The sequence below is a fragment of the Agromyces molybdatiresistens genome (genome assembly GCF_052748445.2).
This window is the reverse complement of sequence record NZ_CM188258.1, coordinates 655,414-671,089: the sequence shown is the minus strand read 5'-3', so window position 1 is coordinate 671,089 and position 15,676 is coordinate 655,414. Positions and strand designations below refer to the sequence as shown.

16 protein-coding genes and 1 pseudogene are annotated in these 15,676 nt (G+C 69.3%); 5 read left to right on the top strand and 12 right to left on the bottom strand.

The window, feature by feature from the left end:
• Window positions 1–58 precede the first annotated feature (58 nt).
• From ACULK2_RS03075 to ACULK2_RS03055, 5 genes are all read right to left on the bottom strand, one after another.
• Complete coding sequence (locus ACULK2_RS03075; protein WP_445969037.1) at window positions 59–1,075, bottom strand: LacI family DNA-binding transcriptional regulator; 1,017 nt, start codon at window positions 1,073–1,075, stop codon at window positions 59–61.
• A gap of 29 nt (window positions 1,076–1,104) precedes the next feature.
• A complete protein-coding gene (locus ACULK2_RS03070) occupies window positions 1,105–2,016 on the bottom strand; it encodes a carbohydrate ABC transporter permease (protein ID WP_445969038.1) in 912 nt (303 codons plus the stop codon).
• The gene (locus tag ACULK2_RS03065; protein ID WP_445969074.1) at window positions 2,013–2,894 is read right to left on the bottom strand and encodes a carbohydrate ABC transporter permease; all 882 of its coding nucleotides are present in this window, start codon (window positions 2,892–2,894) and stop codon (window positions 2,013–2,015) included. The genes ACULK2_RS03070 and ACULK2_RS03065 overlap by 4 nt, the downstream gene beginning before the upstream one ends.
• An 84-nt stretch (window positions 2,895–2,978) precedes the next feature.
• Complete coding sequence (locus ACULK2_RS03060) at window positions 2,979–4,322, bottom strand: ABC transporter substrate-binding protein (RefSeq protein WP_445969075.1); 1,344 nt, start codon at window positions 4,320–4,322, stop codon at window positions 2,979–2,981.
• Between the two features lie 82 nt (window positions 4,323–4,404).
• Window positions 4,405–5,934, bottom strand: a complete 1,530-nt coding sequence (locus tag ACULK2_RS03055) for a family 43 glycosylhydrolase (protein WP_445969039.1) — start codon at window positions 5,932–5,934, stop codon at window positions 4,405–4,407.
• A gap of 169 nt (window positions 5,935–6,103) precedes the next feature.
• On the opposite strand from ACULK2_RS03055, the gene ACULK2_RS03050 reads away from it, so the two are divergent.
• Entirely contained in the window at window positions 6,104–6,685 is a 582-nt protein-coding gene (locus ACULK2_RS03050; protein ID WP_445969040.1) for a dihydrofolate reductase family protein, read from the top strand.
• A gap of 171 nt (window positions 6,686–6,856) precedes the next feature.
• Window positions 6,857–7,183 carry a YciI family protein gene (locus ACULK2_RS03045; RefSeq protein ID WP_445969041.1) on the top strand — a complete coding sequence of 109 codons (327 nt, stop codon included), beginning with the start codon at window positions 6,857–6,859 and terminating at the stop codon, window positions 7,181–7,183.
• A gap of 102 nt (window positions 7,184–7,285) precedes the next feature.
• Here the strand turns inward: ACULK2_RS03045 and ACULK2_RS03040 are convergent, their stop codons facing one another.
• From ACULK2_RS03040 to ACULK2_RS03030, 3 genes are read right to left on the bottom strand one after another with little or no spacing between them, the layout of a single operon-like run.
• Window positions 7,286–7,771 carry a nucleoside deaminase gene (locus ACULK2_RS03040; protein ID WP_445969042.1) on the bottom strand — a complete coding sequence of 162 codons (486 nt, stop codon included), beginning with the start codon at window positions 7,769–7,771 and terminating at the stop codon, window positions 7,286–7,288.
• Window positions 7,772–7,827: 56 nt separating this feature from the next.
• Complete coding sequence (locus tag ACULK2_RS03035; protein ID WP_445969043.1) at window positions 7,828–8,922, bottom strand: sensor histidine kinase; 1,095 nt, start codon at window positions 8,920–8,922, stop codon at window positions 7,828–7,830.
• A 2-nt stretch (window positions 8,923–8,924) separates the two neighbouring features.
• On the bottom strand, window positions 8,925–9,638 hold the full coding sequence (locus ACULK2_RS03030) for a response regulator transcription factor (protein WP_445969044.1): 714 nt from the start codon (window positions 9,636–9,638) through the stop codon (window positions 8,925–8,927).
• Between the two features lie 87 nt (window positions 9,639–9,725).
• On the opposite strand from ACULK2_RS03030, the gene ACULK2_RS03025 reads away from it, so the two are divergent.
• Window positions 9,726–10,358 carry a M15 family metallopeptidase gene (locus ACULK2_RS03025; RefSeq protein ID WP_445969045.1) on the top strand — a complete coding sequence of 211 codons (633 nt, stop codon included), beginning with the start codon at window positions 9,726–9,728 and terminating at the stop codon, window positions 10,356–10,358.
• Window positions 10,355–10,945, top strand: a complete 591-nt coding sequence (locus ACULK2_RS03020; protein ID WP_445969046.1) for a VanZ family protein — start codon at window positions 10,355–10,357, stop codon at window positions 10,943–10,945. The genes ACULK2_RS03025 and ACULK2_RS03020 overlap by 4 nt, the downstream gene beginning before the upstream one ends.
• A 105-nt stretch (window positions 10,946–11,050) precedes the next feature.
• Here the strand turns inward: ACULK2_RS03020 and ACULK2_RS03015 are convergent, their stop codons facing one another.
• On the bottom strand, window positions 11,051–11,824 hold the full coding sequence (locus ACULK2_RS03015; RefSeq protein ID WP_445969047.1) for a helix-turn-helix domain-containing protein: 774 nt from the start codon (window positions 11,822–11,824) through the stop codon (window positions 11,051–11,053).
• Window positions 11,825–12,041: 217 nt separating this feature from the next.
• On the opposite strand from ACULK2_RS03015, the gene ACULK2_RS03010 reads away from it, so the two are divergent.
• Window positions 12,042–12,689: a small multidrug efflux protein gene (locus tag ACULK2_RS03010; protein ID WP_445969048.1), complete on the top strand. Its 648-nt coding sequence runs from the start codon at window positions 12,042–12,044 to the stop codon at window positions 12,687–12,689.
• Between the two features lie 52 nt (window positions 12,690–12,741).
• On the opposite strand, the pseudogene ACULK2_RS03005 reads toward ACULK2_RS03010, so the two are convergent.
• From ACULK2_RS03005 to ACULK2_RS02995, 3 genes and pseudogenes are all read right to left on the bottom strand, one after another.
• Window positions 12,742–13,272 (bottom strand): annotated as a pseudogene (locus tag ACULK2_RS03005) (GyrI-like domain-containing protein); the annotation flags it as partial.
• Between the two features lie 234 nt (window positions 13,273–13,506).
• Window positions 13,507–14,328 carry a hypothetical protein gene (locus ACULK2_RS03000; protein ID WP_445969049.1) on the bottom strand — a complete coding sequence of 274 codons (822 nt, stop codon included), beginning with the start codon at window positions 14,326–14,328 and terminating at the stop codon, window positions 13,507–13,509.
• Window positions 14,329–14,688: 360 nt separating this feature from the next.
• A complete protein-coding gene (locus ACULK2_RS02995) occupies window positions 14,689–15,555 on the bottom strand; it encodes a GyrI-like domain-containing protein (protein ID WP_501044951.1) in 867 nt (288 codons plus the stop codon).
• Between the last annotated feature and the right edge of the window lie 121 nt (window positions 15,556–15,676).

Below are 15,676 nucleotides of genomic sequence, written 5' to 3'. Positions count from 1 at the left end.
GTGCCAAAGAATTTGGCGTGAGACGACCCGGTCCGAAGCCCGCCGATCGAGGCGTCCGTCAGACCGAAGCGCGGACCACCGGAGGACAGGTGACCGCCAACCGGCCGCCATCCGGGACCGAGTCGATCCCGAGGAGCAGCCGGACGCCGGTCGCGCCGAGTTCGTAGTGCGGGAGCGCGACGGTGGTCAGCGGCGGCCGGAGGTGCGCAGCGATGACCTCCTGGTTGTCGAAGCCGACGACCGCGACATCCGCCGGGATCGACAGGCCGCGTTCGCGGAGCCCGTCGTACAGCCCCATCGCGACGCGGTCGTTGTGGCAGAACACCGCGGTCGCGCCCGCGGCGATGACCGCGTCGGTCACGTCGTAGCCGCCCTCCTGCTCGGGACGGGCGTCGAAGACGAGCCCGTCGTCGAACGGGAGGCCCGCGGCATCCAACGCCTCGCGATAGCCGCGAAGTCGACCCTCGTGCGCCGGCGACGGCGTCGTCGTGTTGACGATCGCGATGCGCCGGTGGCCGGCGTCGAGCAGCACCTGCGTCGCCGTGCGCCCGCCCTGCACCTCGTCGGGCACCACGGCGGGCGCCTCACCGCCCTCTGAGTAGCAGTCGACGAGCACCACGTCGGTCTCGAGGAGCGCCGGGGGGATCTCCGCGGCGCGGTGATACCAGGTCGAGTACAGGATGCCGCGGACCTTGTGCTCGAGCATCATCGCGATCGCCTCGTCCTCCGCGGCCCGGTTGCCCTCGGTGTTCGCGACGAGGAGGACGTAGCCGTGCTTCCACGCCTCGTCCTGTGCACCGTGGATGATCTGGCCGGCGAACGGGGTCGTCGCGATGGCGTCGGCGACGAGTCCGATGAACTTCGAGCTGCCGCGAACGAGCGTCTTCGCGAGGGCGTTCGGTCGGTAGCCGAGTTCCTCGATCGCCTTCCGGACGCGTTCCCGCGCCGCCTCCCCGATGCGGGCCTTGCGGTTGTCATTCACCACGTGCGACACGGTGGCGACCGAGACGCCGGCGAGCTTCGCGACATCCCGCATCGTCACCGGATGCTGCGGTCGACCGTTCGCCGTCGTCATCGCTCGTCCCGCCCTCGGGTTCGCATCCGTCATCCCTTCGTGGCCCCGCTCTCCAGACCGTAGATCATCGCCTTGTTCAGCACGAGGAAGACGAGCAGCAACGGCGTGATCGTCACGCAGACCGCGGCGAACGTCGCGGTCCAGTCGACGTTGCCCATCGCGCCGATGTAGTTCTGCAGACCGAGCGGAATGGTCTTCAGGTCATCGGACAGCACGAACGTGTTGGCGAAGATGAAGTCGTTCCAGATGAAGATGCTGTTCACGAGCACGACCGTGACGATGGTGTTCACCGAGAGCGGGAACGTGATCTGCCCGAAGATCCGGTACGGCCCGGCGCCGTCGATGGATGCCGCTTCGTAGGTCTCGCGCGGGATGTACTCGTAGAACGACGAGAACAGGTAGATCGACATCGGCAGGGCGAAGGCCGCCAGCGGGATGATCATCGACTGGTAGGTGTCGAGCAGGTCGACGGACGAGTAGTCGATGAACAGCGGCACGAGCGCGATCTGCACCGGCACGATGATGCCGATGAGGAACAGGGCGCGGACGAACCGGCTCAGCCGGAACCCGAGCACCTGGAGCGCGTAGGCCGCCATCATGCCGAGGAGCACGATGAGCAGGTTCGATCCGAGCGTGACGATGAGGCTGTTCAGGATGTTGAGGCCGAGGTTGCCCGTCTCGAACGCCCGCGCGTAGTTGTCGAACGTGATCTCGGTCGGCAGGGCGAACGGGTTGCCGCTCGCGAAGTCCTGCTCGGTGCGGACGCTCGTGATGAACAGCCACGCGAGCGGGTAGACCTGCACGATGACGATGAGCCAGATGACGACGCTCGCGAGCGTGCGGTGCAGGTTCAGGCGTTGCCGGCGCCGGGGCGCCGCCGGCCGCGGCGGCTCGGGCACGGTCGCCGACTCGGAGGATGGGGCGAGCGCGGTGGCGGTCATGCGTCGGCCTTCCGTCGGAGGAGGAGCAGGATGAGTCCGACCGCGATGAGGCACTCGACGACGATGAACACCGAGATGGTGCTCGCGTAGCCGTAGTCGGTGTGCGTGAACGCGGTCTTGTACATGTAGGTGGTGAGCAGCTCGGATGCCTGGCCCGGTCCGCCGTTGGTGAGCAGGTAGGGGATGTCGAATCCGCGCAGCGCGTACGTGGTCGCCATGATCGTGGTGGTGATCCACACCGGCCGGATGTAGGGGAACCGGATCCTCGTGAAGACCTGCCACCAGTTCGCCCCGTCGAGCCGCGCGGCCTCCTCGAGTTCCTGCGGCACCGCGAGCAGGGCGGCGTAGATGATGAGCATGTAGAGCCCGGTGAACCGCCACCCCTCGGGGATGGAGACCGCGGCGAGCACCGTGTCGACGTCGGACAGCCACGCCTGCTGGAGCCCCTCGAGGCCGACCCAGGCGAGCAGCTGGTTGAGCAGCCCGAGCGGCTCGAGCGAGTAGATCCGCTGGAAGAGGAAGGCGATCGCGACGGTCGAGATCACGGCCGGGAGCAGGTAGAGCGTCTTCACGACCTCGCGGCCGCGTCGGAGCGAGATGAGCAGGCTCGCGACCACGAGCGCGCCGCCGAGCTGGAGCACGAGGCAGATCGCGAGGTAGCCGAGCGAGTTGAAGAACGCCGTCCAGAAGACGTCGTCGCCGACGAACATCCGCTCGTAGTTGTCGAGGCCGACGAAGCGGAGCGAGGTGATCCCGTCCCACGAGAAGAAGCTCAGGAACAGCGACTGCAGGATCGGCAGGAGCACGGCCACGCCGTAGAGCAGCAGTGGCGGGATGAGGAAGACGAGGACCGAGGTCTTCGACCGGCTGGGGAGCATCGAGGTGCTCATGGTTGCCTCTCGGGTGGAGCGTGCGGATGGGGATCGTGGTGGGGGCCGGCGGCGCGGCCCCCACCGGTCGGATCACTCGAAGGCCGCGGGGCCGTTCTGCGCGATCGTGGTGTCCATCGTCTCGATGAACTCGTCGGGCGTGATCTCGCCCTGCACCAGGAGCGTCAGCTCCTGCTGCAGCCGCGTGTTCGAGGTGGGGTCGAGCTGCGTGTCCCACGGCATCGCGATCTTCTCGCCGACGTCGTTCGCCTGCTCGACCGCTCGCTCGTACAGCGGCGTCGCGTTGTCGGGGATGGTGGTCTCGACGTTCGACGTGGGCGACAGCGCGCCGGTCGCCGCGTACACCTCGGGGTAGCGTTCGAGCGCGAACGCGAGGAAGGTGCGCACGAGCGGGTCGAACGTCTTCGCGCTGACCGCCATGCCGATGCCCGACGGCGTCACGTACTCGTTGGCCGCGGTCACCGCATCGGGGGTCATCGGGAGCGTGAAGTAGTCGACGTCGTCGCGCACGCCCTCGTCGAGATTCTCGGTCGCGAGGTTCCCGAGCTCCCAGGTGCCGATGTTGTAGACGGCGGCCTTGCCCGACGTGAACAGGGCCTGGGCATCGGCGTACCCCGTCGAGGAGAAGCCCTCGGCGAAGCATCCGGCCTCACCCAGCGAGGAGAGCCACTCGACCGCCGCCTCGCCGTCGGGGTCGGCGAACGCCGCGTCGCCCTTCTTCAGCTCCTGCACGTACTCGGGGCCGGCGGTGCGGAACGGGTGGTAGGCCATGTACCGCTCGAGCGGCCATTGGTCCTGCCCGTCGAGTGCGATCGGGGTCACGCCGGACGCCCGCAGCGCCTCGCACATCGCGGGGAAGTCGTCGAGCGACTCCGGCACCTCCACCCCGGCCTGCTCGAACAGCGCCGTGTTGTACCAGAAGAACTCGAGCTGGAACTCGAACGGGATCATGTACAGCGACCCGTCGTCGAAGCGCTGGTAGTTCAGCGCCGCGGGGCGGTAGTCGTCGTACAGGTCGAGGTCCTTCAGCAGGGCCTCGGCGTCGATCATGCGGCCCTGATCGGCGAGCTTCTTCGCGAACGGCGTCGCGTCGGTGTCGAAGAGCTCGGGCAGCTTGTTCGCCGCGGCGAGGGTCTCGTACTTCTGGATGTACGAGGGCCGGTCGGGCGTCGTGATGAGGTTCAGCGAGAACCCGGGGTGCTGCTCGGCGTACTCGTCGGCGATCTGCTGCATGGCGGTGATCACGCCGCCGTCGGCCGGTCGCGAGAGCAGCCACGAGATCTCGCGCGGCTCGATCTCGCCCTCGGGGTCGATCTCACCGGTCGCTGCGGGGGCGCCACCCGAGCAGCCGCTCAGCACGAGGGCGACGGATGCCGCGGCGGCGAGCGCCGCAGCCCTGATGCGGATGTGCTTCATGTCGTTCATCTCCATTGATTGAAGCCGGAATGCGGGGGAAATGTGTTCAGTTGTCGGTGGTGCGTGTGGGGTGGTGCGTCGTTCAGGTCGTGGCGGATGCCGCGACGAGCGCCGCGGCTCCGAACTCGTCGTGCCCTGGCGCCGCGTCGGGGCGGATGCCGACGCGGCATCCGGTCACGACCGCGGCGCCTTCGCCGACGAACAGCCCCAGCCGACCTGCAGGGCGGTCGTAGAGCCGGGTGCTGAGGCTGACCCGCCCATCGAGCACCGCGACGCAGAGATCGCCGTCGACGACGACCTCCAGCGTGTGCTCGCCGGGCGGAAGGTGACAGGGGCGCTCGAGTTCGATGACGTGCGGCACGTCGCCGGAGACCTCCCACTGGCCGTCTCCGGTTCGGCGCCTGGGCCACCGGTCGAACACCATGCGGTCGCGCTTGGGCTCCAGGCGGATCACGTAGCTCTCGTCGCCATCCGCACTCGACCGCAGCAGCACGCCGCACTCGGTGGTGCCCGCCGCGATGTCGAAGGTGACGGCGGCGTGGAAGGTGCTCGGGAGCTCCTGCCGCGAGACCAGCGCCCGGTAGCCGTCGTGGGCCCGCAGTTCGATCGGGGCGCCGTCCTCCGGCTCTTCCGGCCATTCGTCGCGGTCGACCTCGTCGAAGGAGAGCGGGTGATCATCGGCGAAGCTCGCGGTGAGCTCGCTCGGGAAGCCGAACGCGAGCGTACCGTCGGCGTGCTGTCGGGCCTCGAGCACCGACAGCGTGCCGGCCCACAGCCAGGCGCCGTCGTCGCTGGCTCCGTCGCGGCTCGCGATCCATCCGAAGAAGAACCGGCGGCCGTCTCGTTCGGCCGACTTCGCGGCGTAGTAGGCCCGGCCGTCGAGGGAGTCGTGCTCCGGAACCTGCCACGGCCCGTCGAGGCTCCGCGCCATCCGGTACCTCGTCGTGAACGACTCCGAGAACTCGGAGTAGACGAGGTACCACCAGTCGCCCCACTGGAACACCTCGGGGCATTCGTGGGTGATGTAGCGGCGCGGGTCCCAGAACGGCTCGGCCGCCTCCCACGTGACGAGGTCGCGAGAGACGCACTGCGCGATGACGCCGCGCCGGCGCTCGGGACCCTCGAGGTGGCGTGCCGCAACGAGCATGCGCCACAGGCCGGCCTCCTCGTCGCGGAAGACGAACGGGTCGCGCCAGTCGGCCGTCTCGTATCCCGCCGGGGCGCCGAAGGTGTGCTCCGGATGGCGCTGCCAGGTCGTCATGCCGTCGACGCTGGTCGCGTGCATGACGAGCTGGAGCGGGAGGCCGTCGTCGCCGAGGTGGCGCGGGTTCTGGCCCGTGTAGAAGAGGTGGTGCACGCCGTCGGCGTCGCGGACGATGCTGCCGGTGTAGGCGTTGAAGTCGGGCGCGTCGTCATCGCCCGCCGCGAGCGCGACGCCGTGATCGTCGAAGCGCACGAGGTCGGTCGTGGTGATGAGGTTCCACGGCGTGCCCGGCTTCGGGGTGCGGCGCACCTCGTGCAGGTAGAAGAGGTGGAACACGCCGTCCCCCTGCCAGGGGATGACGTCGCCGACCCAGGCGTCGGTCGGGCGGAAGAAGACGGGTGCAGTCATCGGCGGTGATGTCCTTTGGTTAAGCGTTTGAGCAGGACAGTAGCAGTCGGCGTGCGAGCTGGTCAAGCGTTTGATCAGCGAATGACGTCGAAGCGGATTCGGGACCGGTCGATCCCTGGCGCGCCCGTTCGACGCGTAGGTGAAGGAACTGATCCAGAGGAGCAGAACAATGAGCAGCATCGTCTTCGACATCAGCATGTCGCTCGACGGATTCATCGCGGCGAGCGGCATGACGCGCGCCGAGGGAATGGGCATCGGCGGCGAAGTCCTCCACGACTGGGCGTTCGCAGGCAGCGAGCGCGACCGCGAGGTGATCGAGCGCGCCGGCGCGCGCCTCGGCGCCGTTATCGCCGGTCGGCGGACCTACGACAACTCGATCGCGTGGTGGGGAGCGGACGGCCCGACCGGGCCTGCCCGCGTCCCGCTGTGGGTCGTGAGCCACGGTGCGCCCGACGAGATCCCGGAGGGCGGGGTGTACACCTTCGTCGGCGACATCCGCTCGGCCCTGGACGCGGCTCGCGCGGCGGCCGGAGACAGGGACGTCGGCATCATGGGCGGCGCGGACGTGGCTCGGCAGTACCTGCGCGAGGGCCTGGTCGACGAGGTCTCGATCCACCTCGTGCCGGTGCTGTTCGGCAGTGGCACGCCGCTGTTCGAGCCGTCGTGGCTCGACCGGCACGTCCGCCTCGAGCGCACCCAGGTGATCGAGACGGACGCCGCGACCCACCTGCGATTCCGCGTCGTGAGGTAGGCGGCGCTCGTCGACCCCGCTCAGCCGGCAGCCACAGGTTCGACGGGAACAGGCCGGGAGTCGTGCCCAGTGGTGCGGCACCGCGACCACCGGAGTACCGTCTGCCGCGATGGCGCGCGTCGGAGCTCGTCATGAGACGGGCGCCGCGCGCTTGACGAAGGAGAAGGCGAGATGGCGAAGTACCTCGTGCTCTATCGGGCCGACGTCAGCGCGGAGGAGCAGATGCAGCAGTCGCCCGAGGAGGGCGACGCCTCGATGCAGGAGTGGATGGCCTGGGCCGGCAAGGTCGGCGGCGCCCTCACCGACTTCGGCTCACCTGTCGGCAACGGCCGCGCGATCACCTCGGCGGGCACGTCGTCGTCGACGTCGGATGTCGCGGGGTACTCGATCGTCGAGGCGGCCGATGCCGACGCGGCCGCGGCCCTCATGGACGGGCACCCTCACCTCGAGATCGGCACGATCGAGGTCCTCGAGGCGATCGAACTCCCCGGCATGTAACGGGATCCGGCGGCACCCCGACCCGATCCCGAGGCTCCTGCGACGGCCGCGTCAGGGGCCGGCGGCGCATATCGTCCAACGACCGCCGCCCGGGTCGGGGCGCTAGCCCGGCACGATCGCGCGCTCGATGAGCGCCCGCACCTCGGGAACGAGTCCGTCGACCGGCCCCTCGACGCGCACACCCGGCGCGACGGCGTCGATCGGCAACACGGCCACGGCTGAGGATGGCGCGCCGAGCGCCGCGCGCCATCCGGAGATCTGCTCTGCCGATGCGACGTACACGATCCGACCGAGCCCGACCCACGCGTGCGCCGCCGAGCACATCGGGCAGTGCTCCCCCGACGTGTACACCGTCGCCGCCGCCCGCTCGTCTGCGGTCAGGTTCACCGCCGCCGCGCGCGCGATCTCGAACTCCGGATGCCGCGTGGCATCCCCCGTCGTCTGCTCGCGGTTGCGATCGGCGAACCGCTCCAGCCCGGCCGCGTCGACGAGCACCGACCCGAACGGACCGTCGCCGGCGTCGAGCGCTTCGCGCGCGAGCTCGACCGCCCGGCGCAGGTGGACGAGATCGGCCTCGGAGATCGTCATGGCTCCCAGCTTGGTACGCTCGCGCGCGGATGGCGAGCGTCAACCCCGCTCGACCGTCACCGCGGATCCGGCGACGAGGGCGACGGCAGGCGCACGACGACCCGCAGTCCGCCACCCTCCCGGGCCTCGATGCTCATCGTTCCATCGTGCGCCTGCACGATGCTCTTGGCGATCGCCAGCCCGAGGCCGACGCCGGCGTGGTCGCCGCGGATGCGGCCGGTGCCGCGCCGGAACGGCTCGGTGAGGGTCGAGATCATCTGCGGGCTGAGCCGTTCGCCGGTGTTCTCCACGGTCAACGAGGCGGAGCCCGGGTCTGCGGCGGTCGCGATCCGGACGATCCCGCCATCGGACAGGTTGTGGACGATCGCGTTGTGCACGAGATTCGTCGTCAACTGCTGGAGGAGGGCCGTCGATCCGACCGCGATCGCGACGTCGCTCGTGGCCTCGAGAGCGACGTGGCGGGCTTCCGCGAGCGGCAGCAGGGTCTCGACCGACTCCTCGGCGAGGAGCGAGAGGTCGACGCGTTCGCGCGCGAAGGCTCGACCGTCGGCACGGCTGAGCAGCAGCAGCGCCTCGGTGAGCTCGATCGCCCGAGTGTTGACGAGCCGGAGCCGTTCGAGGAGCTCGCGATCGCCCGTGGCCGGATCGTCGCGGGCGACGTCGAGCAGCGTCTGCGTGATCGCGAGCGGGGTGCGCAGCTCGTGGGAGGCGTTCGCCGCGAACCGCTGCTGCTCGGCGAGGTGCGCCTCGAGCCGCGCGAGCATCTCGTCGAAGCTGTCGGACAGCTCGCGGAACTCGTCGCGCCGTCCCTCGAGTTCGATGCGATGCGAGAGCGAGCCGTCGGCGGCCTTGCGGGTCGCAGCCGTGAGCCGTCGCAGCGGAGCCAGCATGCGCCCCGCGAGGAACCACCCGCCGACGATCGCGAACACCGCCAGGCCGAGCAGCATCCAGCCGAGCGCCGGCACGAATGCGCGGACGAGGTCGTCTCGCCCCGGAACGAATCCACCGATCGTCTCGATGGCCTCGGCGGGCACGTAGCGCAGCAGGAACACCCACACGATCGCGAGCAGGAGCACGACCGCGACCAGCAGGAAGCCGACGTAGCTGAGCGTGAGCTTCAGCCGCACGCTCGGCCCCGGCGCTCGCTGCATGATCACTGCTCCCGCGAGGCGGAGGCGCCGCTGCCCGCGTCGCCGGAGCCGTCGGCGCCCGCATCGATCCGATACCCGACGCCCGGCACCGTCACGATGACCCATGGCTCGCCGAGCCGCTTGCGCAACGCCGAGACGGTGATGCGCACGGCATTCGTGAACGGGTCCGCGTTCTCGTCCCACGCTCGCTCGAGCAGCTCCTCGGCGCTGATCACACCGCCGCCGGCGGCGACCAGCACTTCGAGTACGGCGAACTGCTTCCGGGTGAGGGCGATGTACCGCCCGTCGCGGTACACCTCCCGCCGGAACGGATCGAGGCGCAGACCGGCGATCTCGAGCACCGGCGGCCGCGCGTGCGCTCGCCGGCGGTCGAGGGCCCTGAGCCGGAGCACGAGTTCGTGGAGATCGAAGGGCTTCGTCAGGTAGTCGTCGGCGCCGAGCCCGAATCCGGTCGCCTTGTCGTCGATCCGGTCCGCCGCGGTGAGCATCAGGATCAGCATCCCGGTGCCCGACGCGACGATCCGCTGGGCGACGTCGTCGCCGGACGGGCCGGGGATGTCGCGGTCGAGCACCGCGATGTCGTAGGCATTGATGGCGAGCAGTTCGAGCGCGGTGTCGCCGTCGCCCGCGACGTCGGCGGCGATCGCGGCGCGCTCCAGCCCGGCGCGGATCCCCTCGGCCATCAAGGGCTCGTCCTCCACGATCAGCACGCGCATGTTCCCGATGCTACGAGCCGGTGCATATCGCAGGCGTATGCGAAGCCGCAGACGCTGCGGCAACATGCGCCCGCGTCGAATGGTGGCATGATCCGCACTGCCAGGGCGAAACCATCCCGTCCTCCTCGTTCGCTCGTCGTTGTCGTCGTCGTCCCGCTCGTCGCGGTGGTGCTGGCCGTGGCGCTCGCCGGGTCGATCGGCGCCCGGTCGTCGTCTGCGACGCCTGCCGCGATCCCGCCCCGCTCAGGCCTCGAGACGACGTCGCTTCCCGGCGACGAGGGCAGCCTCACCGACGGCGCCACGGTCTTCGACGACTCCTCCGCCGCCGTCGCGCGTCTCGATTCCACCCTGCTCGCGGCGCTCCGGCAGGCCGCGACCGATGCCGCCCGCGATGGAATCGTGTTCCAGGTCAACAGCGGCTGGCGATCGGCCGAGTACCAGGAGCGCCTCCTCCAGGAGGCCGTTGCCGCGTACGGCTCGGCCGAGGAGGCCGCCCGCTGGGTGGCGACTCCGAGCACCTCGCCGCACGTGCGCGGCGAGGCGGTCGACCTCGGCGGCTGGGACGCCACCGAGTGGCTCTCCGAGCACGGTGCCGCGTACGGCCTCTGCCCGGTCTACGCGAACGAACCATGGCACTACGAACTCCGGCCCGACGCCGTCGAGCACGGATGCCCCGAACTGTACGCCGACCCCACCGAAGATCCGAGGATGCAGGGATGACCCGCGCAACCGAGCACGCCGCGATGCGACGCCGACCCGGGACATCCGTCGCCCTCGTCGGGCTGTTCGCGATCTACCTCGCTCTGCTCGCCTGGATCGTCCTGCTCCGCTTCCAGCTCCCGTGGGCCGCCGGGCACACGGAGCGCCAGGTGAAGCTCGTGCCCTTCGTCGCCACCGAGAGCTTCGGCGCCAGCGATCCGGAGGAGGTCCTCGCGAACCTGCTGCTGTTCGTCCCGTTCGGCATCTACCTCGGGGCGTTGCGACCGTCATGGTCGTGGTGGCGGGCGACTGCCGCGTTCGTCGCGGCGAGCATCGGCCTCGAAGTCGCACAATACCTACTCGCGACCGGGAGCTCGGATGTCACGGACGTCGTGGTGAACACGGCCGGAGGCATCCTCGGACTCATCCTGCTCGCACTCGTCCGAGGCGTCCTGCGCGCTCGGACGTCCGCACTCGTGTTGCGCGTCTGCGCCGCAGGCACCGCCCTCGCACTGCTCGCAGTCGCGTGGTTCGTCGCCTCGCCGATCCAGTACGGGCCGCCGGGTGGCCCGGACGGGAGACCGGCTCGCTCGCTCGAATCGCCGTGAAGAGACGTGCTCGTCGGGCAGCTGCGCGAGCGGCTCGAATCGAGAACCCGTGAGAACTCCGCTCATCCTCACCGGCGACCCTCGGCCCGGCGCGCGTTCACCCCGCTACTCCGGCTGATCGTCGGCGGAAATCGTCGACGCGTCGTCCGTCGTTCCGGTCGCACGCCTGCTGGCCCGGGTGATCACGTCGCGCTGCGCCTCGTTGTACACCTCGAAGACCGTCTCGATGAAGGCTTCGCGGGTCACACGCGGGCCCTTCGGCAGGTGCTCGTCGGGTTTCAGGAGCCAGGGGAAGTCGGCGAGGTTGCCCGCGATCTTCGGCGTGAGCGCGTCGGCGAGCCGCTGCCGTGTGGCCTCGTCGGCATCGGCAGGGAGGGCGTCGAACTCGTCGTCGACGGCGTCGCGCTCCTCCTCGGCCATGTGCCTGAGGTCGGTCATCGCGGCGTCGTCGTAGAGCTGCGCGTACACCAGCATGAGCGAGCGATCCGCACCGGACAGCCGCCCCGCGATGTCCTCGAACCCCGGCGGGACGTCGGTCACGGTCGACCCGTCGAGGATCGCGCGGATCTCGGCGCGGGCCCGCTGCATCCGCTCGATCGATGCAGCGAGGTCGGCGTCGATCGCGAGCAGCGCCGCGGCGGGGTCGCGGTCGCGGTCGCGGTCGCCGGAAGTGTCGAGCGCCTCGATCTGCGCGAGCGGCACGCCGAGGTCGCGCAGTCGGCGGATCTGCAGCAGCCGCACGAGGTGCCGCGCGCCGTACTGCTTGTACCCGTTGTACAGGCGCTCGGGCTCGTCGAGCAGTCCCGCTCGGTGGTAGTGCCGCACCGTGTTGACGGTCGTACCGGCGAGCTCGGCGAGTTCGCGTGTGCTCCAACCCATGCGGGTTCCGTCCTTCCGACGCTTCTGCCGGGAGGAGTTCCCGACCGCAGCCACACCGTCATTCAAGACCCTGTTCCAACCACGGGGTCAAGCGTCACAGCCGGCGCTCAGGTTCGAATCGCCCTCGCTTGACCCTGTTCCGAGAACAGGGTCGACACTGCTTCCGCACCCCGCGATCCACCTCGGATCGGGGCGCGAGAAAGGAAGCAGAACCATCATGGACAACCCGTATCCGTGGCTGCAGGACATCGTCGACCAGGTCCCCGACATCCTGCAACCGGTGATCGTCGCCCTCGCAGGTGCAGTGCCCTACGTCGAAGGCGAGGGGGCGGCGGTGTTCGGCATCATCGCCGGCATCAACCCGATCGTCGCGGCGCTGGCTGCGATGGCGGGCAACATCCTGGCCGTCGTCGCGGTCGTGCTCTTCGGTTCCCGCGTGCGCGGCGCCGTCGTCGACCGTCGAGCGAGCGCGCGCGCAGGCGGCCGCATGTCGGCCACCACGAATCGAGCGGATGTCGCGTCCGCCGTCCCCGGAAGCAACACCGGCACCTCGACCACCACCACCACCACCACCGGGAGCGTGCGCACCATCACCCTCGACTCCTCGACGGGTGACCCGGACGCGGCACCCACGCGCCGTTCGAAGGGCTACGGGAAGCTCCGCCGCTGGATGGTGCGCTTCGGCGTCCCGGGCGCGAGCCTCCTCGCGCCGCTCGCCCTGCCCACGATGCTGACCGCGGCGTTCTTCGTCGCGTCGGGTGTGCGCAAGGAATGGGTGATCCTGTGGCAGGTCATTGCGATCGTGCTCTGGACGTCGCTCGTGGCGGCAGCTGCCACCGGCGCGCTCGCCCTGCTCGGGTGGTGAGGACGCAGAGGGCCGGGCGCGCGAAGCGGCCGGCCCTGCGTCGCGGTCGTCGTCACCCCCGCTCGACCGGCAGCCACAACTCCGTCGTCGCCGTGCTGAAGTCCTCCGCCCGCTCGAGCACCGCCACCATCGACGGACCCGGCCGCAGCCGCCACGGGTTCGACGGGAACCAGTCCGCGGCCGTCGCCGCCCACGTCGCCTGCAGCTCGTCCGGGTACGCGCCCGACGACCGGAACACCGCCCACGCGCCATCCGGCACCTCGATCACGTCGAGATCCTCCGGTACCGCGGCATCCGAGGTGACCGCGACGCCGTGCAGGTACGTCAACTCGCTGCCTTCGGCGTAGTCGGGGTCGACGTCGGCGCTGACCTGCAGCAACCCCGCCGCGATACGGGTGTCCATCGTGGTGTTCCCTTCAACGCTCAGGCGGAACCTGAGCTGCGGTTGCGTCCGAAGGGGTCTACTGTCTCGGCGTACATCGCCCGGGCCGGCACCGTGCACCGCCCGGAACGCGCGACCGAACGCCTCGGTCGACCCGTACCCGAACCGCACGGCGATGCCCAGCAGCTCGCCGCTCCGGAGGTTCCGCTGCCGGCACCGGGCAGCTTCCACGTCGGCCGAAGCGGGGCCTGAACGGGAGCCCCGGCTCTCCCTGAATCCCTCCATTACGCGATCGTGAACGCGACGACGGTGCCTACTTCGGCGGCGGCATGCGCGACGAGCCCGACCAGTTCGTCGTAATCGACAGCCTCCGCGCCGTCCTCGGCCGCAGCCACGCCACCGAACGCGACGTACTTGTCGAGCTCGACGCGACCACTACTTCCAAGTCAGTATGCGTTCTGGCATCAGCCAAGTCGCGAGCCCTACGAGCGCCACGATCATGGTCACCACCAGCGCCACCTCGATCACGCGGTATGTCGCAAGAGACAGCCCCGGGCGCCAACGACGTAGCTCCTCCTTCTCGAGATCGAAGAACTGTGATCCGAGCCACACGACGCCCATCCCGGTATGGAGACAGACCACGAGGAAAAGCACGACAAGCGCGGCGTCTGCGAGGAGCAATGCCCACACACCGTCGTTCCATCCATCGTCAAGAATCTCGTAGACCCAGAAGAAGAAGAAGACAACAGACGAGAAAAGGCTGCCGCCGAATAGGAGTGCAGTGCCGAGGTATGGCGCCCAACCCTTGATCCCCGATGAGGCTGATCGTTGGGAGCCCGCAAGAAAGGTCTCCCAATTCAGAGGCCCGACGACTGAAGCGGTCCCCCGACGAGTTTCTAGACGCAGATGCCGTTCAATTCCTCGAACGTAGGCACCTGCACGCTCCATGCGCCGAATCTCACCGATCCAGCTCCACGCGGCTGCGCAAACAAGTCCAGGCAGCAGGACTCCATAGATCAAAGCTGCCATCCACGAAACGGAAGGTGCAAGATCCGATGCGATCTCGCTATTCACCGCAAGAAGTCCCGCGCCGAAGAGAACGCCATACGTCGCGAGACTCCACTGGATGATGGACTGCGACGTCGCGAACGACTGAATCGATTCCGCACGAATGGACGTGTACTCAGCGACCGCCAATCCTGAAGCGGCATCTTCTACCTCGACGTGCCTCGTTCTTCGAAGCCCCAGCGCGCCCACAGTCGGACTATTTCGACTCTGCCGCCACATCAGTCCCACGAAGTAAGTATGGGACAGAGGGACGACCAAGTCCTACCGCCATAGGTAGTCGTGGATCGTGAGCCGGTCGTGCGTCGCGCGTCGTCGTGCCGGATGGAGCGGTAGTAGATCCGCTGCCCGGTGTAGTCGCTGGTCGGGCCGGATGCCGCGGTCCGCACGCCTACGCAGAGCTAGCTCTCGTCGCGCTGAAGACGACCCCATCAAGGTAGTCGAGATGCGTGCCGTCGAGGGTTCGGGTCTGCCCCGGATTTGGTTGACATTCGGCGCCTCCGGCGCGGTGCACGATCTCGAACTCCGGATGCCGCGTGACATCCGCCGTCGTCACGCCCGCTCGACCGGCAACCACAACTCCGTCGTCGCCGTGCTGAAGTCCTCGGCCCGCTCGAGCACCGCGACCATCGACGGACCGGACCGCAGCCGCCACGGGTTCGACGGGAACCAGTCCGCGGCCGTCGCCGCCCACGTCGCCTGCAACGCGTCCGGGTACGCCCCCGACGACCTGAACACCGCCCACCCCCCGGCGGGCACCTCGATCACGTTGAGATCGTCCGGTACCGCGGCATCCGAGGTGACCGCGACGCCGTGCAGGTACGTCAACTCGCTGCCCTCGGCGTAGTCGGGGTCGACATCGGCGCTGACCTGCAGCAGCCCCGCCGGTTCGGTGTCGCCGAGCGCCTTCAAGCGCTGGTGCTCCTCGGGTGGCAGCGCGGCGATGTGCGCCTGGATGTGCGGATTGGGCCCGTGGTGGATGAGCGGCACGCGCGCGGCGTGGCCGACGAGCAGGAAGGCCGGTCGTTCGGCGATACGGGTGTCCATCGTGGTGGTCCCTTCAACGGTCAGGCGGAACCTGAGCTGCGGTTGCGTCCGAAGGGGGCCACCGTCTCGGCGCACGTCACCCGGGCCGGCGCCGTGCACCGCCCGGAACGCGCGACCGAACGCCTCGGTCGAGCCGTACCCGAAGCGCACCGCGATGCCCAGCAGCTCGCCGCCGCCCAGCACCTCGGCCGCGGCAACGGTCATGCGCCGCCGCCGGATGTACTCCGACAACGGCATGCCCGCCAGCGACGAGAACATCCGCCGCACGTGGTACTCCGTCGTGCCTAGCTCGCCCGCCAGCCCGGCGACGTCGATCTCCTCGGCGAGGTGCTCCTCGACGAACTCGACCAGCCGGTTCAGCGCTGCGATCACGGTGACCCCCTTCGCACTCCAGCCTGCTCACCGGTCCGTGCCCGCACCCGACAATCCCGGTCCGATCCGATCGTCTCGTGAGACCAGCGGATGTCGCATCCGCTCCATACGCTCAGAGGCG